General features: G+C 61.1%; 19 protein-coding genes, 1 other RNA gene and 4 pseudogenes. 18 read left to right on the top strand and 6 right to left on the bottom strand.

Features of this window, described 5'->3' with window-relative positions; all coding sequences use genetic code 11:
* The first annotated feature begins 29 nt into the window (after window positions 1-29).
* The 11 genes and pseudogenes from rpoD (at window position 30) to OMP40_RS24515 (ending at window position 11,043) form a co-directional block, all read left to right on the top strand.
* The gene (rpoD, locus tag OMP40_RS24465) at window positions 30-1,166 is read left to right on the top strand and encodes an RNA polymerase sigma factor RpoD (RefSeq protein WP_090115104.1); all 1,137 of its coding nucleotides are present in this window, start codon (window positions 30-32) and stop codon (window positions 1,164-1,166) included.
* Between the two features lie 105 nt (window positions 1,167-1,271).
* Window positions 1,272-2,105: a hypothetical protein gene (locus tag OMP40_RS24470; protein WP_277535315.1), complete on the top strand. Its 834-nt coding sequence runs from the start codon at window positions 1,272-1,274 to the stop codon at window positions 2,103-2,105.
* Complete coding sequence (locus tag OMP40_RS24475) at window positions 2,102-2,989, top strand: tRNA (adenine(22)-N(1))-methyltransferase (protein WP_277535316.1); 888 nt, start codon at window positions 2,102-2,104, stop codon at window positions 2,987-2,989. Before OMP40_RS24470 ends, OMP40_RS24475 begins: the two co-directional genes overlap by 4 nt.
* Window positions 2,956-4,071 carry a Nif3-like dinuclear metal center hexameric protein gene (locus OMP40_RS24480; RefSeq protein ID WP_277535317.1) on the top strand — a complete coding sequence of 372 codons (1,116 nt, stop codon included), beginning with the start codon at window positions 2,956-2,958 and terminating at the stop codon, window positions 4,069-4,071. Before OMP40_RS24475 ends, OMP40_RS24480 begins: the two co-directional genes overlap by 34 nt.
* 179 nt (window positions 4,072-4,250) lie before the next feature.
* An RNA gene (gene rnpB, locus OMP40_RS24485) (RNase P RNA component class A) lies at window positions 4,251-4,662 on the top strand.
* 132 nt (window positions 4,663-4,794) lie between these two features.
* Window positions 4,795-5,217, top strand: coding sequence for a Fur family transcriptional regulator (locus OMP40_RS24490; protein ID WP_277538006.1), 423 nt, complete (start codon window positions 4,795-4,797; stop codon window positions 5,215-5,217).
* 169 nt (window positions 5,218-5,386) lie between these two features.
* Entirely contained in the window at window positions 5,387-6,097 is a 711-nt protein-coding gene (locus OMP40_RS24495; RefSeq protein WP_277535318.1) for a metal ABC transporter ATP-binding protein, read from the top strand.
* Window positions 6,040-6,870: pseudogene (locus tag OMP40_RS24500) on the top strand (metal ABC transporter permease); the annotation flags it as partial. The gene OMP40_RS24495 and the pseudogene OMP40_RS24500, both read left to right, overlap by 58 nt.
* An 87-nt stretch (window positions 6,871-6,957) precedes the next feature.
* Window positions 6,958-7,912, top strand: a pseudogene (locus OMP40_RS24505) (metal ABC transporter substrate-binding protein).
* A gap of 622 nt (window positions 7,913-8,534) precedes the next feature.
* Window positions 8,535-9,768, top strand: a pseudogene (locus OMP40_RS24510) (aminopeptidase).
* 45 nt (window positions 9,769-9,813) lie between these two features.
* Complete coding sequence (locus OMP40_RS24515; RefSeq protein ID WP_277535321.1) at window positions 9,814-11,043, top strand: aminopeptidase; 1,230 nt, start codon at window positions 9,814-9,816, stop codon at window positions 11,041-11,043.
* 71 nt (window positions 11,044-11,114) lie between these two features.
* On the opposite strand, the gene OMP40_RS24520 is transcribed toward OMP40_RS24515, so the two are convergent.
* The 5 genes from OMP40_RS24520 to OMP40_RS24540 form a co-directional block, all read right to left on the bottom strand.
* Window positions 11,115-11,579, bottom strand: coding sequence for a disulfide oxidoreductase (locus OMP40_RS24520; RefSeq protein WP_277535322.1), 465 nt, complete (start codon window positions 11,577-11,579; stop codon window positions 11,115-11,117).
* Between the two features lie 16 nt (window positions 11,580-11,595).
* Window positions 11,596-11,790 (bottom strand): DsbA family protein, encoded by a 195-nt coding sequence (locus OMP40_RS24525; RefSeq protein WP_277535325.1) that lies wholly within the window; start codon window positions 11,788-11,790, stop codon window positions 11,596-11,598.
* Window positions 11,720-12,361 (bottom strand): thioredoxin domain-containing protein, encoded by a 642-nt coding sequence (locus tag OMP40_RS24530; protein WP_277535326.1) that lies wholly within the window; start codon window positions 12,359-12,361, stop codon window positions 11,720-11,722. Before OMP40_RS24530 ends, OMP40_RS24525 begins: the two co-directional genes overlap by 71 nt.
* A gap of 266 nt (window positions 12,362-12,627) precedes the next feature.
* Complete coding sequence (locus tag OMP40_RS24535) at window positions 12,628-14,337, bottom strand: S8 family peptidase (protein ID WP_338131231.1); 1,710 nt, start codon at window positions 14,335-14,337, stop codon at window positions 12,628-12,630.
* On the bottom strand, window positions 14,282-14,626 hold the full coding sequence (locus OMP40_RS24540; RefSeq protein ID WP_277535328.1) for a hypothetical protein: 345 nt from the start codon (window positions 14,624-14,626) through the stop codon (window positions 14,282-14,284). The genes OMP40_RS24535 and OMP40_RS24540 overlap by 56 nt, the downstream gene beginning before the upstream one ends.
* Window positions 14,627-14,840: 214 nt before the next feature.
* Here OMP40_RS24540 and OMP40_RS24545 point away from each other — a divergent pair.
* The 5 genes and pseudogenes from OMP40_RS24545 to thiI all read left to right on the top strand — a co-directional run bounded on the left by OMP40_RS24545 (window position 14,841) and on the right by thiI (window position 19,088).
* Window positions 14,841-15,333 (top strand): annotated as a pseudogene (locus OMP40_RS24545) (YpuI family protein).
* An 85-nt stretch (window positions 15,334-15,418) separates the two neighbouring features.
* Entirely contained in the window at window positions 15,419-15,628 is a 210-nt protein-coding gene (locus OMP40_RS24550; protein ID WP_277535330.1) for a DUF1540 domain-containing protein, read from the top strand.
* 157 nt (window positions 15,629-15,785) lie between these two features.
* Window positions 15,786-16,586, top strand: coding sequence for a lytic transglycosylase domain-containing protein (locus OMP40_RS24555; protein WP_277535331.1), 801 nt, complete (start codon window positions 15,786-15,788; stop codon window positions 16,584-16,586).
* 109 nt (window positions 16,587-16,695) lie between these two features.
* Complete coding sequence (locus OMP40_RS24560; protein ID WP_338131232.1) at window positions 16,696-17,820, top strand: cysteine desulfurase family protein; 1,125 nt, start codon at window positions 16,696-16,698, stop codon at window positions 17,818-17,820.
* 38 nt (window positions 17,821-17,858) lie between these two features.
* Window positions 17,859-19,088: a tRNA uracil 4-sulfurtransferase ThiI gene (thiI, locus tag OMP40_RS24565; protein WP_277535334.1), complete on the top strand. Its 1,230-nt coding sequence runs from the start codon at window positions 17,859-17,861 to the stop codon at window positions 19,086-19,088.
* Between the two features lie 115 nt (window positions 19,089-19,203).
* Here the strand turns inward: thiI and OMP40_RS24570 are convergent, their stop codons facing one another.
* A complete protein-coding gene (locus tag OMP40_RS24570) occupies window positions 19,204-19,863 on the bottom strand; it encodes a TerC family protein (protein ID WP_420872077.1) in 660 nt (219 codons plus the stop codon).
* A gap of 194 nt (window positions 19,864-20,057) precedes the next feature.
* Between OMP40_RS24570 and OMP40_RS24575 the strand changes: the two genes are divergently transcribed.
* Both OMP40_RS24575 and OMP40_RS24580 read left to right on the top strand, forming a co-directional pair.
* Window positions 20,058-20,732 carry a TerC family protein gene (locus OMP40_RS24575; RefSeq protein ID WP_277535336.1) on the top strand — a complete coding sequence of 225 codons (675 nt, stop codon included), beginning with the start codon at window positions 20,058-20,060 and terminating at the stop codon, window positions 20,730-20,732.
* 130 nt (window positions 20,733-20,862) lie between these two features.
* Window positions 20,863-21,357 carry a hypothetical protein gene (locus tag OMP40_RS24580; protein ID WP_277535337.1) on the top strand — a complete coding sequence of 165 codons (495 nt, stop codon included), beginning with the start codon at window positions 20,863-20,865 and terminating at the stop codon, window positions 21,355-21,357.
* Window positions 21,358-21,522: the final 165 nt, after the last annotated feature.

A 21,522-nucleotide genomic window follows, 5' to 3' on the forward strand; every position in this document is an offset into this window, starting at 1 on the left:
CCGCCGCTGCAGGGAGGAGGGAGTCGGAAATGGCGAACGATCAACACACCGGACTCGAGACGGAGAGCTCGCTGGAGCAGGTCAAGTCGCTGCTCATCGAACAAGGCAAGAAAAAGGGCGGACTGACCTACAAAGACATCATGGAGAAGCTGTCTCCGTTCGACCAGGACGCCGAGCAAATCGACGATTTCTTCGAGCAGCTGGCCGATCACGGCATCGAGGTCGTCAACGACCACGATGAGATCGGAGGCGGCCGCGACCGCGAGCGCGACGAGGACGAACGCGACGAGTTCAACTTCGACGACGATCTGTCGCTCCCGCCGGGCATCAAGATCAACGATCCGGTTCGCATGTACCTGAAGGAGATCGGACGCGTGCCGTTGCTCGGCGCAGACGACGAGGTCGAGCTGGCGAAGAAGATCGAGATCGGCGGCGAGGGCGGCGAGGAAGCGAAGAAGCGTCTGGCCGAGGCGAACCTTCGTCTGGTCGTCAGCATCGCGAAGCGGTATGTCGGACGAGGCATGCTGTTCCTTGACCTCATTCAAGAGGGCAACATGGGCCTGCTCAAAGCCGTCGAAAAATTCGACCATACGAAGGGCTATAAATTCAGTACGTACGCCACATGGTGGATTCGCCAAGCGATCACGCGGGCGATTGCCGACCAGGCGCGTACGATCCGGATCCCCGTGCATATGGTCGAGACGATCAACAAGCTGATCCGCGTATCGCGTCAACTGCTGCAGGAGCTCGGACGCGAGCCTGCGCCCGAAGAAATCGCGGAGCAGATGGAACTGAGCGTCGACAAGGTTCGCGAGATCATGAAAATCGCGCAGGAGCCGGTCTCGCTCGAGACGCCGATCGGCGAAGAGGACGACTCGCATCTGGGCGACTTCATCGAAGATCAGGAGGCGCTCGCGCCGGCGGACGCGGCGGCTTACGAGCTGCTGAAGGAACAGCTGGAGGACGTGCTCGACACCCTGACCGAACGCGAGGAGAACGTGCTCAGGCTGCGGTTCGGTCTCGACGACGGCCGCACGCGGACGCTTGAGGAAGTCGGCAAAGTCTTCGGCGTTACGCGCGAACGGATCCGGCAGATCGAAGCCAAGGCGCTGCGCAAGCTTCGTCACCCGAGCCGCAGCAAGCGTCTGAAGGACTTCCTGGAATAACAACCGAACGCCGTACTGCGTTCATGCAGAGGACCTTGCGCCGATCCATGGGCTGCAAGGTCCTCTTGGCATCCGGGGTGCCACGTAGCGAGAGGAGCTGTCGACATGCCTCCATTGGACGAGGACAAGAGGAAATGGGTCGTGCGGGAGATCGAATCCTGGCGCCGGGCGAAGATGCTGCCCGAACAGTATTGCGATTTCCTGCTGAATTTGTATTTGGACGATCTGACGGTCCGGCCCAAGAGCGCGACGGGCGAAAAGCTGCGTCAGATCGGTCAGGCTTCCGGAAAGCAATGGTTGTATGTCATTGGCATATTTTCCTTGATCTGCCTTGTTGTCCTTCATTTTAGCGCGTTTCCGCTGGCATTGCAAATCGCGGTGGCGGTCATCGGCACCGGCGGGCTCGTCGGTCTGGGGTCGCGCTACAGGGAGCGACTGCCCGCACGCGGCCTGGCGCTGCTGAGCGCGGGTATGCTGCTGCTGCCCGCTTCGGGGACCGCGATCCTCTACGTGCAGGGCTGGAAGGACGGGCCCGGTTTGTTCGTGCTGCTGCTGGCCAGCGCACTCGTCTGGATCCTATGCGGCATCGCGGAGCGCTTCGCCGTGCTGCACTGGCTCGGTTGGATGGGCGTCATCGCGCTCTATGCGTCGGTGCTCTCGCGTCAGGTGCCCGATCCGAGCTGGCTCGAGGTGCAGGTGTTCTGGGTGCCGGCGGCGCTGCTGTTCGCCTGGCTCAGCTGGTTCTCGCACATCAAGTTCAAGGCGACCGGCGCCGTGCTGTTCGCGACGGCGTTGATCCTATGGTTTATGCCCGAAGTGTATTCGGCGCTGTTCGGCGTCGACCGGAATTGGATCCAGGTTGAGCTGATCGTTAAAATCGCGTTCGTCGGCACGCTCATGTTCCGGCTGCGCAGACAATGGATGGAATGGGTTGCATGAGTATGAAGGAAGATAAAAACAAAGTCGCGGTAGAAGTTTCAAAAGTCTCGAATGAAGCTACTCCTAAAGTCTCGAGCGAAGCTTCCAAAGTCTCGCAGGAGGCGCCGAAGCTGTCCAAACGCCTTGCCGCGCTCGCCGGCCTCGTGAAGCAAGGCGCGCGGTTCGCGGACATCGGCACCGACCACGCGCTGCTGCCCGTGCATTTGGCTTTGTCAGGCACGATCGCCTATGCTGTCGCTGGCGACGTCAATGCCGGCCCGGCTGAGGCGGCGCGCCGACAGGTGCTGGCTGCCGGCGTCGGAGACATCGTGTCGGTTCGTCATGGAGACGGACTGTCGGTGCTTGCCCCGGACGAAGTCGACACCGTCTGCATCGCCGGGATGGGCGGCAGCCTGATGGTGCGTCTGCTCGAGGAAGCGGGAGATGCGCTGTCCGGCGTGACGACGCTCATCCTGTCGCCGCACGTGGCCGAAGATCAGGTGCGGCGCTGGCTGGAGGCGAACCGCTATGTGCTTGAGCTGGAACGTCTCGTCGAAGAAGACGGCGAGATCTATACGCTGCTGCGGGCGGAGCGCGCGGCGAGCGCCGCGTCCTCCGAAGCCGTTCACGCCGCGCTGTACGATGCGAAGCTGCTGGGAGATGCTTGCCAAGCTGTTCCGGCGGACTTGCTGTACGAGATGGGGCCGTTGCTGCTCCGTTCGCCAGACAAGGCGTTCATGGCGAAGTGGCGCGGCGAGCTGGCGAAGCGGGAGCGCATCGCGCAAGGAATGAAGCAATCGGAAGCCGCGGACACGCGGGCCAAGCTGGAAGTCTGGACGCGTACGACGAAGGACATCGAGGAGGTGCTGGCATGCTTGCAAGGGGAGAGACGATCGCCCAATTGATGGAGCGGCTCGCGCCGAAGCACTTCGCGGTCGAAGGAGACAAGATCGGCCTGCAGGTCGGTTCGCTGCGCAAGGAGATCAAACGCGTGCTGGTGACGCTCGACGTCAATCCTGGCGTCGTCAAGGAAGCGGTCGATCTGGGCGCGGAGCTCATCGTCGCCCATCATCCGATCATCTACCGGCCGCTTGCCCATTTGCAGACCGATACGCCCGCCGGCGCCCTGGCCGCGGAGCTGATCAGGCGGGACATCGCCGTTTACGTGTCGCACACGAATCTGGACACGGCCGAGGGCGGGCTCAACGATTGGATGGCGGAGGCGCTCGGCCTGGAAGGCCGGGACGTGCTGGAGGAGGTCCATACGGACAAGCTGTACAAGCTGGCCGTGTTCGTACCGCGCGCCCACGCGGAATCCGTACGCGACGCCATGTTCCGCGCGGGCGGCGGATGGATCGGCAATTATAGCCATTGCAGCTTTAACGTCGACGGCGTCGGCACGTTCATGCCCCGCGAGGGGAGCGATCCGTACATCGGAGAAAACGGGATGCTGGCGACCGCCGAGGAGACGCGCATCGAGATCATCGTGCCGGAGAGCGCGCGCAAGGCGGTCGTGCAGGCGATGTTGAAGGCGCATCCTTACGAGGAGGTCGCCTACGATCTGTACGGCGTCGACCTGAAGGGTCGCTCCTTCGGGCTGGGCCGCGTCGGCAAGCTGCAGGCGGCCATGCCGCTGGACGACTTCGCGGAGCTCGTCAAGGATCGCTTGGGCATGCCGTTCGTCCGCGTGGTCGGCGAAGGCGCGCGGCAGGTGCGCAAAGTCGCCGTGCTGGGCGGCTCGGGCCGCAGCTACATCAAGCGGGCGATGTTCATGGGCGCGGACGTGCTCGTCACGGGCGACATCGACTTCCATTCGGCGCAGGACGCCGAAGCGGGCGGGCTCGCGATCGTCGATCCGGGTCACTACGCGGAGAAGATCATGCGTCCCAAGACCGCGCAGTGGCTGCGCGAACGGCTCGCGGAAAAGGGGTATGCGACCGAAGTATTCGCCTCCGAGGTGCATACGGATCCGTTCAGGCTGAAATAGCCGAAAGCCGGAAGCCGGAAGAGACTCCCAACCGACGCTTTACCTGCAAAGAAACTTATCTGGTCCCGCAGGCCTGAATATAGGCGTACAAGCCCGTATGACAGTCTGCTTTAAGACTGTGGGCGACGCTGCCATTGTGCATCGGCGCGATATTGGTTATACTTATCGGTGCATATCGGAAAGTTCGACAGACAATCGCTGGCGGCTTCGCGCCGCGAGAGGAAAGTCCGGGCTCCGCAGGGCAGGATGCTGGATAACGTCCAGTCGGCGCGAGCCGAAGGATAGTGCCACAGAAACGGACCGCCGATGGCCGCGACGCGTCGCGGATCAGGCAAGGGTGGAACCGTGGTGTAAGAGACCACGAGGAGCACTGGCGACTTTGCTCCTGGTAAACCCCATCCGGAGCAAGACCGAAGAGGAACGCAGCGGCCTTGAGCCGCGGCCCTTGCCCGGGGCGCGTTCGGGTTGGTCGCTCGAGCCGTGCGGCAACGTACGGCCTAGATAGATGATTGTCGCTTCCATCCGTGGGAGGACCGCCCGGTCCGTCTTACCACCGGAAGTACAGAACCCGGCTTACGTCGCGCTTTCCGATTATGCGCCAATGAATCCGTCCTTGCTTTTTACATAAAGGATAGGAGGTCGAGACAGGTGAGCGTGCACGAGTATAACGAAGCATGCGGTCATGACGAAGAGCCGGCCGGCGAAGCCGCGACGGTACAAGAGATGGTGTCCATGATGAGCAGGGCCGGATGGCGCATTACCGATCAGCGCCGGACGCTTGCCCGCATTTTCGCCGATACCGAAGGGTATTTGTCTCCGAAGGACGTGTACGACCAGCTCTCCGTGAAGTATCCGAGCGTCAGCTTCAACACCGTTTACCGCAATCTCCGGATGCTCAGCGATATGGGCGTGCTGGAGCAATTTTATTTTATGGACGGCGGTCTCAAGTTCAGGGCGAACTGCGCCAAGCACCATCACCATCATCTGATTTGCACGAACTGCGAGAAGACGCTGTCGTTCGATTACTGCCCGATGAAGGAAGATCTCGAGCTGCCCGGCAGCTACCGCGTGCTGAGCCATCGCTTCGAGATTTACGGCGTATGCGAGGAATGCCAGCAAGAAGGCGCGAAGACGATCGCCCGCTAGCCGTGAAGCGAATGCGCGGTTGACGGTTTTACGGCCTACTGTTATATTGTTTAAGTGTAATTGTTACGGATAAAAAGGATACGAGTGTGCTGAAGCCGGCTGCGAAGCGGGCTTTCGTTATGCGATATAAGCGTAACTTTTACGATAAAGGACGAGGAGGAGAACGCAAATGGCGCTCGTAGCGATGGAGCAGGTCGTGTTCGGGTACGACGACGTGCCGAGCCTGGAGGACGTGAATCTGGAGATCGGCGCAGGGGAATTCGTCGCCGTGACCGGACCGAACGGCGCATCCAAGACGACGCTGCTCCGACTCATGATGGGTCTGCTGGCCCCCTGGAAAGGCAAGATCAGCCTGGCTTCCCGAGGCAAGGGGGGCGGCAAGCTGAAGATCGGTTACGTACCGCAGCAGATCTCCGCGTTCAACAGCGGATTTCCGAGCAGCATCCTGGAGTTCGTGCGGTCCGGCCGCTATACGAAGGGTTCTTGGCTGAGGAAAATGAACGCCCGCGATCATGAGCAGACGGAGCTGGCGCTCAAGCAGGTGGGGATGTGGCATCTGCGGCACCGCAAGATCGGCGAGCTGTCCGGCGGCCAGAAGCAGCGGATCTGCATCGCGCGGGCGCTGGCGATGGAGCCGGACCTGCTCGTGCTGGACGAACCGACGACGGGCATGGACCGGGATAGCCGGTTCGGTTTTTACGAGCTGATGAAGACGCAGACGGAGCAGTACGGACGCACCGTCGTCATGGTCACGCACGGGCTGGATGAGGTATCGCCGTATCTGGATCGCATCGTCGAGCTGGAAAGGAAGGAGGATGGCAAGTGGAGATGCTGCACTACGACTTCATGCAGAGGGCATTTCTCGCCGGCGCGCTCATAGCGCTCGTCGCTTCGGCGCTGGGCGTCTACTTGATGCTTCGGCGGCAGGCGCTCATGGCCGACATGCTCTCGCACGTCTCGCTCGCCGGCATCGCGGCCGGCGCGTATCTCCACTGGAATCCGACCCTGACCGGCTTTGCGATCGCGATCGTCGGCGCGGTCGCCGTCGAATACGTCCGTCGTTCCTACAAGACGTACAGCGAGATCTCCGTCGCGATCATCATGGTCGGCGGACTGTCGAGCGCCGTCATCATCATGAACCTGAACCAGAGCGTGAACAAGAGCTTTTCGTCTTATTTGTTCGGCTCGGTCGTAGCCGTCAACCGGACCGAGCTTATTCTGATGCTGGCCGTATCGGTGCTTGCAGCCTTATTCTTCATTTTGATGCGCCGTCCGCTTTATCAGATGACGTTCGACGAAGATACGGCCAAAACGTCCGGACTGCCGGTCAATTGGCTGTCGCTTGCGTTCAGCGTCGTAACCGGGATGATCGTCGCGGCGGCGATGCCGATCGTCGGCGTGCTGCTCGTCTCTTCGCTTGTCGTTTTGCCTGCGGCGCTCGCCATCCGGCTCGCCTCGAGCTTCTCGATGGCGATCGTTTTCTCCATGGCGTTCGGCCTTGGCGGCGTATGGTCCGGTCTCTCGGCCTCCTATGCCTTCAGCACGCCGCCGGGCGCGACGATCGCGCTGATTCTGCTCGCGATCCTGCTCGTCGGCATCGGTCTGAAAAAAGGCGCGCTTCGCGCGGCGAAGCGCAAGAGCAGGCTCGGCCAAAACGTCGCCGCGGCGGAGGAAGCGCCTTACGAAGCGGCACGGTTCAGCAGCACGGCGCGCGTCGCAGACAAGGGGGGAGTCGCGCGGATGAAGTCGTACTTGGCCAAAGCGGCCCTTGCGGCGTTGGCCGTGTCGATGGCGCTCGCGGGGTGCGGGCAAGGCGGCGCGAAGAAGGGCGATGCGAACGCCGGCACCGACGCTGGCGCGCAGCGCAAGCTTCAAGTGGCGGCAAGCTTTTACCCGATGTACGAGTTCGCCAGTCAGGTCGCCGGCGGCCTCGCCGAAGTAACTCTGATGGTGCCGGGCGGCGTGGAGCCTCACGATTGGGAACCGACGCCCAAGGATATGGCGCTGCTGTCCAAAGCCGACGTTTTCGTCTACAACGGCATCGTGGAGAGCTGGGCCGGGCAGGCGATCTCCAGCGCAGGTCGCGGGGACCGCGTCGACGTCGAAGCTTCGGCCGGATTTGAGACCGATGTCCCGGGAGGCGAGCAAGCGCCGGACGGCAAGCCGGCTGGAGCGGATCCGCATGTGTGGCTCAGTCCGGCGCTTGCGCAGCGGGAAGTCGAGCGTATCCGCGACGGCTTGTCCAAAGCCGATCCGGCGCACGCCGCAGACTTCGAAGCGAACGCCGAAGCCTATATCGCGAAGCTGCGGCAGCTCGACGCGGAGTTCCGCACGGCGCTCGGCCCGGCGAAGCGCAAGACATTCGTCACGCAGCATGCGGCATTCGGCTATTTGGCCCGCGAATACGGACTGACGCAGCTGCCGATCTCCGGCCTGTCTCCGGATCAGGAGCCGACGCCGGCGCAGATGGCTTCGGTCGTGAAGGAGATCCAGTCGCTGGGCATTTCGACGATCTTTTTTCGAGGCGCTGGTCGACCCGAAGGTCGCGGAGACGATCGCGAGCGAGACCGGCGCGAAGACGGACGTGCTCGATCCGATCGAAGGTCTGACGAAGGACGATAAAGCGCAAGGGCTCGATTATATCGGCTTGATGAAAAGGAACCTGGCCGCGCTCGAAAAAGCGTTGATGGAATAACCAACGTCCTTCTGTCCCGTGGCCTCGGAACCGCATTATAACATTATAACGGCTCTCGCAACTTAGAAGAGGCCGTCGGCGCAAGAGCCGGCGGCCTTTTCGCGGATCATTAGGACGCTTGCCGTGAGCGGACCCAGTTGCCCTTATTTCTTTCGTTCCGCCCACTTTTACGGCTCCGCGGACCCAGTTGCCGCTATTTTCAAGATCGCGGGCGATTTCAAGCGACACTGGCACGAATAACGACTTTCCGGTCCGCAACTTGCTCTATTCCACGTTTATCCGCAAAATAACGCCTCTCCGGTCCGGTGGGACATGGAATGCGGTGTGAGGATGCCATGCGGGAATACGGTGATGTGGATGCGGCATGCTGACGGGCAAACCAAACCCGGGGATATCCGGGGTTCGATTGACAGAGCCATTATGGTCATTCGTATGTGTTGCGGTTGCGTGTCGGCGAGAAGTGAGCAGCATCGGTAGAGCCTTCATCGGCACGCTCGCAAACGGCCAGCTAATCCACAGCGTTCTATCCTTTAAACTGACTGATCAGTTCAGTTTGTGAACGACGACCGAATTCGGTACAATATAGTGAAACGCCTTGCATTCTGAGAACGGAGCGTGGGACATGCCGGAGTTCGAACGCGATTTATCCAAGTACGCCGAGCTGATCGTCAAGATCGGCGCCAACGTGCAGCAAGGCCAGGACGTATACGTGTCCAGCCAGATCGAAGGAGCGCGGCTCGCGCGCCTGGTCGTGGAGCACGCTTACAAGGCCGGGGCCGGCAACGTCGTCGTGGACTGGGCGGACGATACGCTCACCCGGCTGAAGTACGACCATGCCGCGGCTGAAGTTTTCACGCAGTTTCCCGAATGGGAGAAGCTGCGCCGCAACGAAGTGGTCGAGCGCGGAGGCTGCTTTATTTTCCTCAACTCGTCCAATCCCGATCTGCTAAGCGGCGTCGATCCCAAGAAGATCGGCAGCTACCAAAAGGCCGCCGGCGAGGCGCTCGCCGTCTACCGGCAAGCGACCGCCTCCGACAAGATCGCCTGGACGATCGCGGGCAGCGCCACCAAGGCTTGGGCCGCGAAGGTATTTCCCGGCGAATCCGCCGAGATGTCCGTCCGCAAGCTTTGGCAGTCGATCTTCGATGCCGTCCGTCTGCACGCGGACGATCCGGTTGAAAATTGGCGCGCCCACGACGCGAATCTGCAGGACAGAGCCGCCTGGCTGAACGAACAGCGGTTCGACAAGCTGCGCTACCGGGCGCCGGGGACGGACCTGACGATCGGACTGCCGAAGGGACATCTGTGGATGACCGCGGGCGGCACGAAGCCGGACGGCGTCGGGTTTATGAAGAACATGCCTACCGAAGAGGTGTTCACGGTGCCGTACCGCGACGGCGTCAGCGGGTATGTGAGCAGTTCGAAGCCGCTCAGCTACAGCGGCACGCTCATCGACCGCTTCAAGCTGACGTTCGAGGAAGGACGCATCGTCGGCGTCGAGGCCGAAGAAGGCGAGGAGATGCTGCGGCAGATCGTCGAGACCGACGACGGTTCGCATTATCTAGGCGAAGTGGCGCTCGTGCCGCATCGTTCGCCGATCTCGAACGCGAACATTTTGTTTTACAACACGCTGTTCGACGAGAACGCGTCCAACCATCTCGCGATCGGACTCGGCTTTCCGTTCACGCTCGAAGGCGGCAAGACGATGTCGCCCGAGGCGCTAAGGGAAGCGGGGGGTCAACGCCAGCGTCGTCCACGTCGACTTCATGATCGGAAGGGCCGACATGGACATCGACGGCATTCGGGCGGACGGAACGGCGGTGCCTGTATTCCGGAACGGGAACTGGGCGGACTGACGTACGCGCAGCCTGTCATTTAACAACGATCGGGAGGATGATCTTGTGGAACCATTCGAGCAGCAGTTGGCCCGGTACGCGGAGCTGATCGTCAAGGTCGGCGCGAACGTCCGGCAGGGGCAGGAAGTATTCGTCGTCAGCCAGATCGAAACGGCGCAGTTGACGCGCCTCGTCGCGGCGGCGGCCTATGACGCCGGCGCCTCCAACGTCCACGTCGACTGGAGCGACGACAAGGTGTCCCGCCTGAAGTACGACCATGCGGCGCCTGAAGTATTCCGTACGTTTCCTTCCTGGGAGACCTTAAAGCGCAATCACTTCGTCGAAAAGGAGGCATGCTTCATCTCGTTCGTCTCGTCCGGTCCGGACGTGCTGAAGGGAGTCGACCCGCAGCGGATCGGCGATTATCAAAAAGCGGCGGGCGCGGGGCTCTCCGATTTCCGCAGGGCGATTCAATCCGACAAGGTCGCTTGGACGGTCGCGGCGGCGGCGTCGAACGATTGGGCGCAAAAAGTATTTCCGGGTGACGCGCCGGAGATCGCGCTCGGCAAGCTGTGGCTGGCGATTTTCGACGCGGTGCGGCTGCATGCGGACGACCCGGTACAGGCATGGCGCGAGCACGATCGCATCCTGCACGGCAAAGTCGACTGGCTGAACGGTTTGCGACTCCGCAAGCTGCATTACAAGGCCGCGGGTACGGACCTGACGGTCGAGCTGCCGGATCGTCATCTGTGGGTCGGCGCTTCGAGCGTGACGCCGGCCGGGGTCAGCTTTATGGCCAACATGCCGACCGAAGAGGTATTCACGGCGCCGAAGCGCGACGGCGTGAACGGCTACGTGAGCAGCACGAAGCCGCTGAGCTACGCCGGCAATATCATCGATCGGTTCAAGCTCACGTTCGCGCTAGGGCGGATCGTGCAGGTCGAAGCCGAGGAGGGCGAAGAGATTTTGCGGCAGCTCGTCGAGACAGACGAGGGCTCGCATTATCTTGGAGAGATGGCGCTCGTGCCGCACCGTTCGCCGATCTCGGAGTCGAACATTTTGTTCTACAACACCTTGTTCGACGAGAATGCGTCCAATCACTTCGCCATCGGCAGCGGCTACGCCTTCAACGTCGAAGGCGGCAAGACGATGACGCCGGAGGAGCTGGCGGCCAACGGGGTTAACGCGAGCGTCGCCCACGTCGACTTCATGGTCGGTTCCGCCGAGATGGACATCGACGGTTTCTTGGAAGACGGTACGATCGTGCCTATTTTCAGAAACGGCAATTGGGCGTAAAAATCGGACATCAAAAAAGGTTGACCGGCAACTGCCGGCCAACCTTTTTTTGTATGAATGCCGTCGCTCGCTTAACGATCGTCGAACGCCGACCCTTCGGCATCGGACCAGCCGTCGCGATCTTGCGTCCTGCTCCCGTACCACAGCAGCAGACCGATCAGAATAAAAGCGGTAAGCGCGAGCAGCGGGATCGTAATGACGCCGAACCAGTCCAGGTAATCTTCGCTGCAGGGAACGCCGACGGTGCAGGGAAGGATGCTCGCCATGCCAGGCACCTTTTGCTCGCCGTAGTGATAAAGGGAGATGAATCCGCCGATCGCGATCAGCGGCGCGACGTAGCCGACGATGCGCCGATCGCCGCGGATGGCGGCGCGGCCGAGCAGCAGCACGAGCGGATACATGAAGATCCGCTGCAGCCAGCAAAGCTTGCAGGGCGCGTAATTCAGCACCTCGCTCATGAAGAGGCTGCCTCCGGTCGCGACGAGCGAGACGACCCATGCCAGGTAGAGAAAGTTAGCCTTGAAAAACGAGCGCATCCCTGAAGCGTCCCCCTTAGGAGGCCGAGGCGGAAGCGGCTGCGGACGAAGCGGCCGGCGCTTCGGGCGACGCCTTCAGCGCTTTTTCGATCTCGGCTTTCAGATTGTCGTAGTTCAGCGCCTGGTCGTCGGACAGCTTCTTACCGTTCAGGACGAGCGTCGGCGTGCCGGTGAATTTGTTGTCGCGCGCGATCTTGTTGTGCTTGTCCACTTCGGATTGGTATGTCGCGTCGTCGATATCCTTTTTTGAGCTTGTCGAAGTCGAGCTTCAGCGACTTGTCCTTCGCCAGCTTGACGAGGAAGTCCGAAGTCGCCCATGTCGCGCTCTCGGCGCCCTGATTCTCGTAGACGGCATGATAGAAGTTCCAGAAATCGTCGTTGCTCTGATGGTAGACCGCCTGCGCGGCGAGCGCTGCGGTACGCGAGTCGGTCTGCGGACTGATGATCGTAAAGTTCATGAAGCTGAGCGACATTTTGCCGGTATCGATGAAGTCCGCTTTAAGCTTCGGATAAATCTCGTCGTTGAAATATTTGCACGTAATGCATTTGAAGTCTCCGAATTCGACGAGCTTGACCGGCGCATCGGCCTGGCCGATCGTAGGCAGCGTATCGTAATCGAAATTCAAATCTTCGGGCTGCGGCCGGAACACGATCGCCAGCGCGATGATCGCCACGGCGGCCGCGACCGTCGTCCAAACCCAGATCCGCGACTGCTTGCGCCTTTTGCGCGCCAGCTCTTCTTTTTTAAGCCTTTCCTCTTTCTTGCGCTGTGCCTTGTCCAATGCGTTCGACCCCTTCGTAACGGATGAATATTCATCGCAATTTCGGCGACCGTGGAGGTCGCGCTTCTCTCTATTATAGAAGTCCGGGCGTCAAACGACAAATCGTAGTTTTCGAGACGGCAAATCAAAACCGTTCCCTTCGCAGCTTGGGACGAACGTCCCGTGCTTTGAAGCAGAACGGTTTATTGGCGCCGCGCGTTAAATAAGGAACGGAGGCCCGGTTCGCGCGCCAGGGTAGCGAAGAGAGAGGCAATCCTGCAAGGACGTCAATGACCCAACAGATTGGACAACAGGTTCTGCAGTCTTTCAAGAAGCCGCTGCTCGACGACGTCGGGCCGGCCCGTGTTTTGTACATCGGTTTCGGCGGTCCGATCGGGTGCGGCCGCAGCCGCTTTTTGGCCGGCAGCCGCTTCGACGGCCGCGCGTACGTCGATCTGGCCGTAGCCGAATTCCGCGTCCTTGCCGGCTGCGCCCAGGTCCTTGGCGGTTTTGCCGAGCAGCTCCGCGATCCGGTCGTTCGTCAAGCCGCCGTCCGCCGCCAGCATGAGCGAAGCGAGCGCAGACACGTGCGGCGTAGCCATCGACGTGCCGGACAGCGCCGCATAGCGGCTGCCGGGATACGTGCTGGCGATGGAGGTGCCTGGCGCGGCCACGTCGATGTAGTCGCCGTAATTCGAATACGGCGCCCGCAGCTCGTCGGAGCCGGTCGCGCCGACGGCGACGACCTCCGGATAGGCGGCCGGGTATCCGGGCCGATCCGTGTTATCGTTGCCGCTGGCGGCGACGACGAGCACGCCCTTGCCGTGGGCGTACTTGATCGCGTCGTGAAGGAACTGTGCCTCCGCATAGTTGCCGAGGCTTAGATTGATGACATTCGCGCCGTGGTCCGCCGCCCAGATGATGCCTTCGGCGACGGAATAGGTCGTGCCCGCGCCTGAATTGTCCAGCGCTTTGACCGGCATCACCTTCGTGTACCAGGTCATGCCCGCGACGCCTTCGTTGTTGTTCACTTCGGCGGCGATAATGCCGGCCACGTGGGTGCCGTGGCCGACGTCGTCCTCGGGCTGCGCCGAAGGATCCACGATATTCGTGCCTTTGACGAGACGCCCCTTCAGATCCGGGTGGTCCAGCTGCACGCCGGTATCGACGACGGCGACGATAATGTCCTGCTTGCCGCGGGTGACGTTCCAGCCGCGCTCCGTCGCGATCTCCGGCAGATTCCACTGGTATTGCCCGTACAGCGTATCGTTCGGGACGATGTCCGCTTGGAGCGGACTGCCCGAGCCGAGAGGCGTCAGTCGTCCGGCGGGCTTGCCGTCGTTCGTCAAGTACAGGTAATGCGGTTCAGCAAAGACGGGATTCCAATGTTTCTTGAAATAGTCGATCAATTGGGCAGTCCCGAGCGTCTTCGAGCGAAACACGTACGTTTGCCTGCGATGCTCGCGGGCGACCGACAGATTCAACGTTTTGCGCAGCTGGAGCAGTTCCCGAGGCGTAAGCTGACGCCGCAGCTTGACGACGACTTCGTTGACGGCATAATGGCTGGCGTTGCCGTTGGCATCGCCGGACGTGACCTGCTTGTCTTTCAGTCTGCCGGGTTCCGTCGCCTGCGTTCTGAACCGGCCGTTGTCGGGATAGGGCACGAGCCGCATGTTGCGGCGCTGGTGCTTGCCGACTTCGTCGACGGCGTCCGCGTGGATGAGGGCGATCAGACCTTGGCCGCCGCTGCCGTCCGGCACCCCGAGCACGAAGCCGCTGTCGCCACGGATCGCAAGGGCGGCGGATTCGTAGCTGCGTCCCTGACGAACCGCGGATTTCGCCTCCTGCCACGCCTGCCGAACCTTGCGGTCGTATGGCGCCAGCTTCGCGCCGGCGGCGGCGTCCGAAGCGCCGGCAGAACCGGACGTCCAGGCCATGGCTTCAAAGTGCGGGTTGGCGGACATCAGGTCGTTCATCAGCGCTTTTTTTTCGAGCATCGGACAGCGGGCCGGAGCCCGATCCGGAAGCGGCGGCCGCGAGCTTGCGCATATCGCTGCTGCATTCGATCCGGCACAGCATGCCGGTCGTCTCCATATCCCGCTCGACGGTGCCAAGCTTCAGGGCGCGCTCCACCTTGGCCGCCGCCGCGTAATGATTTTCCGGGGGGAGTGCCGACGGAGACGCAGAACGGTCCCGAACGGCGGGCTGAGGCACGACGAGCGGCACGGCGAAGACGGCCACGGCGACGGTAAATAATAATCCGATGAACGCGTATCGGCGACGCATGAGCGTATCGACTCCTTTGTCATGTGAAGATGAACGCAATGATTTTGAATCCGTCCTTTGTAGGCTTTGATACAGGGCAAAAATTATACGGGGGGAATTGCGGCGGCGCAGTACCTTTCAGGGGCGTTTTATGTTACGATAAGTTCATTGCGTCTCTCGGGAACTCTGTGAGGCGCCCCATGCATGTGCATATATGGAAAGGGGAAAGCAATCTATGCCATCCGCCAACGTGAAGGCGTTAGCCGAGTCCAGCCGCGACAAACTGAAAGCGGCCATCGATCCACTTGAGACCTTCCTGAACGGACACGCGCTCCCGCAGTTGGTTGCCGAAGATAACACCGAATCTTTTTACGCCGGACTGCTGTCCGATCTCCGCCACCTGCTCGTATTTTCGGAGGTGTCATACGAGAAGCTGGGCGCGTTGCTGCGTCGGCCGAACTTCGACGAGAAGGCCGCCGAGCGTTCGCTTTACGAGGTATATCATTATTGCGTCAACGCCTTTTTTTTATCCGAAGAACGAAGGGTATTCCGAAGACGGCCGCTACGCTTACACCGGCCAGGACGCGATTCGCTTCCGCGCCAAGCCCGTGCGCGCGGTGCGCGATCTCGTGCTCGGCGTATCGCGCGTCTACGAGGAGCTTCGGGAAGACCTCGCTTATTATGAGAGCGAATACCTGATTCAATGCCGCTTGCAGCAGTCCAAATAAGGCCAAGCAAGCCTGCATATCCCTGACCGCCGTCCGCATGCGCCGGCCTTTCGTGGCCACACTAAGCGGCGGAGGTGATTCCGTTATGCCTAGTGGCGTAGCTTGCAGCGTCAGCAATTGCGCGTTCTGGGACAAGGGCAACCGGTGCGGCGCAGAACAGATCGCCATCGAGATCGACGCGCACGCCAAGGCCGACTGGAACGAGGAGTTCGCGGACGAGTCTTTCGCCGATCACCGCGACAAGGCCGCCAGCTCGAAGAGCACCTGCTGCCTGACCTTTAAGCCGCAATCTTGATCTTTCGTAATCGCCGATCGCCGTCCGCGCCGGGTTTTCCCGAAGCGGGCGGCGATTGCGTTTTTAACGGAATATTCGCGGCGATGCGCTGGTCGTGCGCCGCGAAGTGTTGTACAATGAAAAAAGTAAAATGTCGAACAAAAGGGCGGATTCGTCGATGACATATATGAACGGCATCACGGGAAGCGTCGACCCGCGGATGTTGAAGCAGCTTTTGCTTGCGCAACTCACTTCGGGCATCGATCCGTTCGCGGGAAGCGCCGACGCCGTGACCTCGGGCGCCGGGGACGACAATTTGTTCACCCAATTGCTTTCGCAATACATGGGCGGCACGGGCGTTTTCGGTAGCGCCAACTCGGACCCGCTGACCGGTACCTCTGGCAATGAATCCGATTATGCGAGCCTCGGCCTGTTGTCCCTGAACGCCCGTTCTGACGGTGCGGGGCTTGGGCTGTCCTCCCTGAATTCCCGGTCTTTCGGGACGAGCCTTCTGAGCGGCGTCGGCTCGGGCGAACTCGCGGCGGACGGGAGCGCGTCCACGTCGGCATACGACGGCTTGATTCAAGCCGCCGCGGCGCGCTACGGGATCGATCCCGCGCTGATCAAGGGCGTCATACAGATCGAGTCTTCGTTTAATCCGACCGCAGGTTCGTCGGCAGGCGCCAAGGGGCTCATGCAGCTGATGGATAGCACCGCGGCTGGCCTCGGCGTCGCGGATTCGTTCGACCCGGCGCAAAATATCGACGGCGGCAGCCGCTATCTTTCGTACCTACTTCGCAAGTACGACGGCAGCGAGATGACCGCGCTTGCGGCTTACAACGCAGGGCCGGGACGCGTCGACCGCATCGGCCTCCGTACCGACGAGGACGTAGCGGCCCGGTTGTCCGAGCTGCCGGCGGAGACGCAGGCGTATATCGGCAAAGTGTTGTCGGCGCGCAGCGGTTGGACGCTGCCGTAAAACGACGGTTCACCGGATTACTTAGCGCTGGCGCGAGAGGGGATCAGGGCGGCTTCGTGCCGCCTTTGATCTTTTTCTTTGTTTTCGGCAAAGAAAGGAAATCGTCCTATTGAAAACCTACTACTTCGACCATAGCGCATCGACGCCGCCCTACGAATCCGTGATACGAACGGTCGCCGAGCTGATGACCGAGCACTATGCGAATCCTTCGGCGCTTCACCGGGCCGGTACCGAGGCCGGCAAGCTGGTCGAACGCGCCAGATCGGCAGTCGCCGCGCTGTTCGGCGCGACGCCTGGCGAAGTCGTCTTCACGTCGGGCGGCACGGAGAGCAACAATCTGGCAATGAAGGGCATACTGGGGCATACGGGCCGCAAGGGCAAGCACCTGGTCACGACGGCGATCGAGCATTCGTCGGTGCACGCGACGGCCAAACAGCTCGAGCGCGAAGGCGTGCGCGTCACGTACCTGATGCCTGACGCGCAAGGCCGGATCGCCCCGGCCGACGTCGCCGCGGCCATTACCGAAGATACCGCGCTGGTGAGCGTCATGCACGTGAACAACGAGACCGGCGCGCTGCAGCCGATCGAGGCGATCGGCGAACTCCTCCGGCGTCATCCGCGCATCCGGTTCCATGTGGACGGCGTACAGGCGGTAGGCAAGGTGCCGTTCGAATGGACGCGGTCGCGCGTCGATCTGTACAGCGCTTCGGCTCACAAGTTCAGAGGCCCGAGGGGCGCCGGATATTTGCTCGTGCGCGAAGGGCTCAAGCTTCGCCCGCTGCTTGCCGGCGGCGGCCAGGAGAGCGACGTCCGAAGCGGCACGCACAATTTGCCTGGCATCGTAGGCATGGCGCAGGCGCTTCGGCTCGCCCTCGAATCGATGCCGGAGCGGCGCGCGCGCATGTACGAGCTGAGGCGAAGGCTGATAGACGCCTTGAAGGACATGCCGGAGCTCGTGCTGAACAGCCCCGAAGACGCGGCTGTCGCCTCCCCGCAGATCGTTAACTTGTCCTATCCGGGTATGCGGCCGGAAGTCTTGCTTCATATGCTCGAAGAACATGGCGTGCTCGTATCTACGCAGTCGGCTTGTTCGTCCAAGAGCCTGAAGCCGAGCCGCGTGCTGATGGCGATGGGCCTCGGAGAAGCGAGGGGGGGGCCGGCAGCATCCGGATCAGCTTCGGAGACGAGCATACGACCGGAGATATCGATACGCTGGCCGAGCGGCTGCGGATGACCGTAGCCAAGCTGAAGCCGCTGGAAAGGGACTAGACGATGAATTTTGACTATTTGCTCGTTCGGCTCGGCGAGCTCACGCTCAAAGGGCGCAACCGCGGCAAGTTCGAGTCGCTCATGCTCGGCAAGATCAAGCAGGCGCTTGCGCAATACCCGGAGCTGACATACGAGAGCGCGTTCGGCCGGGTTTATATTAAGTTGAACGGGGCGGACGGTACGCGCGTCCTCTCCAGATTGACCGACGTGTTCGGGATTTGGACGATCAGTCCGGTCGTCAAGACGAAGCACGATCTCGAAGACATCCGCAAGGCCGCGCTCGCCGTCATGGACGCGCATCGGCCGGTTCCTTCGACCTTTAAAATGAGCGTGAAGCGCGCCTGGAAAGGGTTCCCCCACGACTCCATGGAAATGAACCATCTGGTCGGCGCCCACGTGCTCCGCAATTCGCCTTCGCTTCGGGTAGACGTACGCGAGCCCGAAGTCGAGCTCAGGCTCGATATCCAGCACCAGGGCGTCTTCGTATATTGCACGGTCGTGCCGGGAGCCGGGGGCTTCCCGCTCGGCATGAACGGCAAGGCGATGCTGCTGCTGTCGGGCGGCATCGACAGCCCCGTAGCCGGCTGGACCGCGATGCGCAAAGGGCTCGAGATCGAAGCGGTGCATTTCCACAGCTACCCGTTCACGAGCCAGCAGGCGACGGATAAGGTCGTCGCCCTGGCACAGCGGCTTGCTCATTACGGCGGGCGCATCAAGCTCCACCTCGTGCCGTTCACCGAGCTGCAGACGCTGCTGGCGCAGCAGAAGCAGGATCATCTCATCATTACGCTGATGCGGCGGTCGATGCTGCGAATTGCGGAGCGTCTCGCGGAGCGCTCGGGCGCGCTTGCCCTCGTCACGGGGGACAGCCTCGGCCAGGTCGCCAGCCAGACGCTGGGCAGCATGAACGTCATCGGGCGGACGGCTTCATTGCCGCTGCTTCGCCCGCTCGTGATGATGGACAAACTCGAGATCATCCGGATCTCCGAACGGATCGGTACGTATGAGACGTCCATTTTGCCTTACGAGGATTGCTGCACGCTGTTCGTGCCCAAATCGCCGGCGACCAATCCGAATTTGCGCGTCGTCGAAGGCATCGAGCATGCGCTGGGCGAGCAGCTGGAGCGTCTGGTTGCCGAGGCGGTCGCGGGCACGGAGACGGTCGTCATGACGCCGCAGGGAAAGGAAGAAGAAAAACGTCCAACGGCAGCGCCCGAGGACCGGTGGTTTTAAGCGAAACAAACAATAGCCTATGCGGACCGGCCGTCGCCCCGCGCAGGCTTTTTTTTACGCAAGCAAAAAAACAGCCGAGCCCCGATCGGGGCTCGGCTGTTCGACTGGCATAAGGTTACGGCGTGTTCGGAGAATTCAGCTTGGCTTCGTTTTTGCGGTTTTTGGCGGCGTTGCTCCAGATGCCGAGCGCCAGCACCGCAACGACGATCACGATAATAAACGCCCAGTTCGTCGCATCGTTGTCGAACAATTGCTCGAATTTCTTTTCGTGGGTGATCATCTTGGCCGCGGTATACGCGAGTACCGCGGAGCCGATGTAGATAATCCACGGGAACCGCTTGATTAAATTGACGAACAGCGTGCTGCCCCATACGACGATCGGGATGCTGATCAGCAGGCCGAGGATGACCAGCAGCGTGCTGTGATCCGCGGAGCCGCCGCCGGAAGCGGCCCCCGCGACGGCGATGACGTTGTCGAGGCCCATCGCGGCATCGGCGATGACGATCGTGCGGATGGCGCTCCATAGATTGTTGCCGGCTTCGACGTGCTCGTGCGATTCTTCCTGCACGAGAAGCTTGTAGGCGATCCAGATCAGCACGACGCCGCCGACCGCGAGCAGGAACGGGATTTTAAGCAAATATACGATCAGCAGCGTCGCGATCACACGAATGATGACGGCGCCGGCTGTTCCCCACAAAATCGCTTTTTTCTGGCTCGCCTTGGGCAAGTTCCGGGCAGCCAGGCCGATCACGATCGCGTTGTCGCCCGCGAGCATCAAGTCGATCAAGACGATCGTGATCAAAGCGGTAAAAAATTCGGCGTTCAAAAAAATCCATTTCCGACCCTCCAGCGTTGAATTGATAAACGTTTATACGGCGGGCGGACGAGAAGGATTCAAAAAAATGCGGCGTCTGCGCCTTTCATATTAATACGGGCCTGTACATATAACTTGGGGAGGGGGTGCGCGCCATGGATTTGTGGGGTCAATTGGTCGTGTTCGCGCAAATCGTGCTTATTAATCTGTTGCTCAGCGGCGACAATGCCGTCGTTATCGCCATGGCCGGCCGAAGGCTGCCGCCCGCGCAGCGACGGCGCGCCGTGTGGTGGGGCGCGGCAGCGGCCGTGCTGCTCCGCTGCGCGCTCACCGTGCTGGCCGCTTTATTGCTGGACATTCCATTTTTGCAGACGGCCGGCGCCATCCTGTTGTTCGTCATCGCATACAAGCTGCTGACCGATCATAAGGAAGAGATGAACGCCGGCGCCGGCGCTTCCACGCTAGCGGGCGCCGTATGGACGATCGTGGTCGCCGACTTCGTCATGAGCTTGGACAACGTGCTCGCGGTCGCCGCCGTCGCCGGCGGGGATACGGCGCTGCTCCTGATCGGCATCGCGATGAGCATACCTATCATTATTTGGGGAAGCTCGTTTATTATGCATCTGCTCGACCGGTATCCTGTCCTTTTGTACTTTGGCGGCGGATTGCTGGCCTATGCCGCTTGCGAGATGGCGTTGAAGGATAAGGGGATTGCGCCGCTAATCGCGCAGCTCGGCGACAACGGATTGCGGGCGCTGCCCTTCGCCACGGTGGCCGCGCTTCTGTTCGCGGCGCTTTGGATGAAGCGCAAAAGCCGCGTGCATTCGTGACAGCATTGTGGCTTTTCAACTTTTTTTAAAGGCGTCGAACTAGTTTTTTACCCCGACTTCCATTAAACTGTTAGATAAAAGAAACGAATTTCGTTCGTTCGCAATAGACAAGCGAAGTGGGGGAGACGCGTTGAACAAGCAATCCGCCGCGGTCGGAATCTGGATTTTGGCTGCGGGATTGATCATTTTGCTCGGCAAGCTGGGCGTCTTTTCATTTATCGGAGCCATATTTTGGCCGATTCTGATTTTAATCGTCGGCATTTTGCTGCATGTGCTTTATTTCGGCGGCATCCTGCCGGCCGTCACGCTGGTGCCGGCGGGCATCCTGACCGGCTCGTCGCTGCTGCTCATGGTCGGCAACTGGTTCGGCTGGGGATCGATGCGGTATTTGTGGCCGCTGTTCTTGCTCTCGATCGCGATCGGCCTGTACGAATACGCCGTATTCGGCATCGGCAAGGACCGCACGGTATGGAACGCCGCGATGGGCATCGGGGCGCTTTCGCTTCTGCTCTTCGCCATCATGCTGCTATGGACTTGGGGCATCTACCTGCTTGCCGTCGCCTTGATTGGATTCGGAGTCTGGCTTGTTATGAGCAGGCGCAAGCCGCGCAGGCGCCGCCGCTAACCCGATCCGGAGGAGATCCGGAAGAGAGGGTTGGCAATCGGGCGCGCTTAGCGTATAATTGAAGGGATGTAGACAACGTCGGCCTCGCGTCGGCGTTTTGTGTTGGACACGGTATATTAGGGGCGGCATGTTCGCGACAGTCGAAGCGGGCCTGCCGATCGTAAT

The organism is Cohnella rhizosphaerae (assembly GCF_029525575.1).
GTDB classification, from domain to species: Bacteria; Bacillota; Bacilli; order Paenibacillales; family Paenibacillaceae; genus Cohnella; species Cohnella rhizosphaerae.

Coding starts and splice junctions, on each gene's coding strand:
- rpoD (WP_090115104.1), top strand. CDS start 30: ATGGCGAACGATCAACACACCGGACTCGAGACGGAGAGCTCGCTGGAG.
- OMP40_RS24520 (WP_277535322.1), bottom strand. CDS start 11,579: ATGCGCTCGTTTTTCAAGGCTAACTTTCTCTACCTGGCATGGGTCGTC.
- OMP40_RS24480 (WP_277535317.1), top strand. CDS start 2,956: ATGCTTGCAAGGGGAGAGACGATCGCCCAATTGATGGAGCGGCTCGCG.
- OMP40_RS24495 (WP_277535318.1), top strand. CDS start 5,387: ATGGCGCTCGTAGCGATGGAGCAGGTCGTGTTCGGGTACGACGACGTG.
- OMP40_RS24575 (WP_277535336.1), top strand. CDS start 20,058: ATGGATTTGTGGGGTCAATTGGTCGTGTTCGCGCAAATCGTGCTTATT.
- OMP40_RS24470 (WP_277535315.1), top strand. CDS start 1,272: ATGCCTCCATTGGACGAGGACAAGAGGAAATGGGTCGTGCGGGAGATC.
- OMP40_RS24535 (WP_338131231.1), bottom strand. CDS start 14,337: ATGCTCGAAAAAAAAGCGCTGATGAACGACCTGATGTCCGCCAACCCG.
- OMP40_RS24475 (WP_277535316.1), top strand. CDS start 2,102: ATGAGTATGAAGGAAGATAAAAACAAAGTCGCGGTAGAAGTTTCAAAA.
- OMP40_RS24555 (WP_277535331.1), top strand. CDS start 15,786: ATGACATATATGAACGGCATCACGGGAAGCGTCGACCCGCGGATGTTG.
- thiI (WP_277535334.1), top strand. CDS start 17,859: ATGAATTTTGACTATTTGCTCGTTCGGCTCGGCGAGCTCACGCTCAAA.
- OMP40_RS24570 (WP_420872077.1), bottom strand. CDS start 19,863: ATGCTCGCGGGCGACAACGCGATCGTGATCGGCCTGGCTGCCCGGAAC.
- OMP40_RS24550 (WP_277535330.1), top strand. CDS start 15,419: ATGCCTAGTGGCGTAGCTTGCAGCGTCAGCAATTGCGCGTTCTGGGAC.
- OMP40_RS24540 (WP_277535328.1), bottom strand. CDS start 14,626: ATGCGTCGCCGATACGCGTTCATCGGATTATTATTTACCGTCGCCGTG.
- OMP40_RS24490 (WP_277538006.1), top strand. CDS start 4,795: ATGGTGTCCATGATGAGCAGGGCCGGATGGCGCATTACCGATCAGCGC.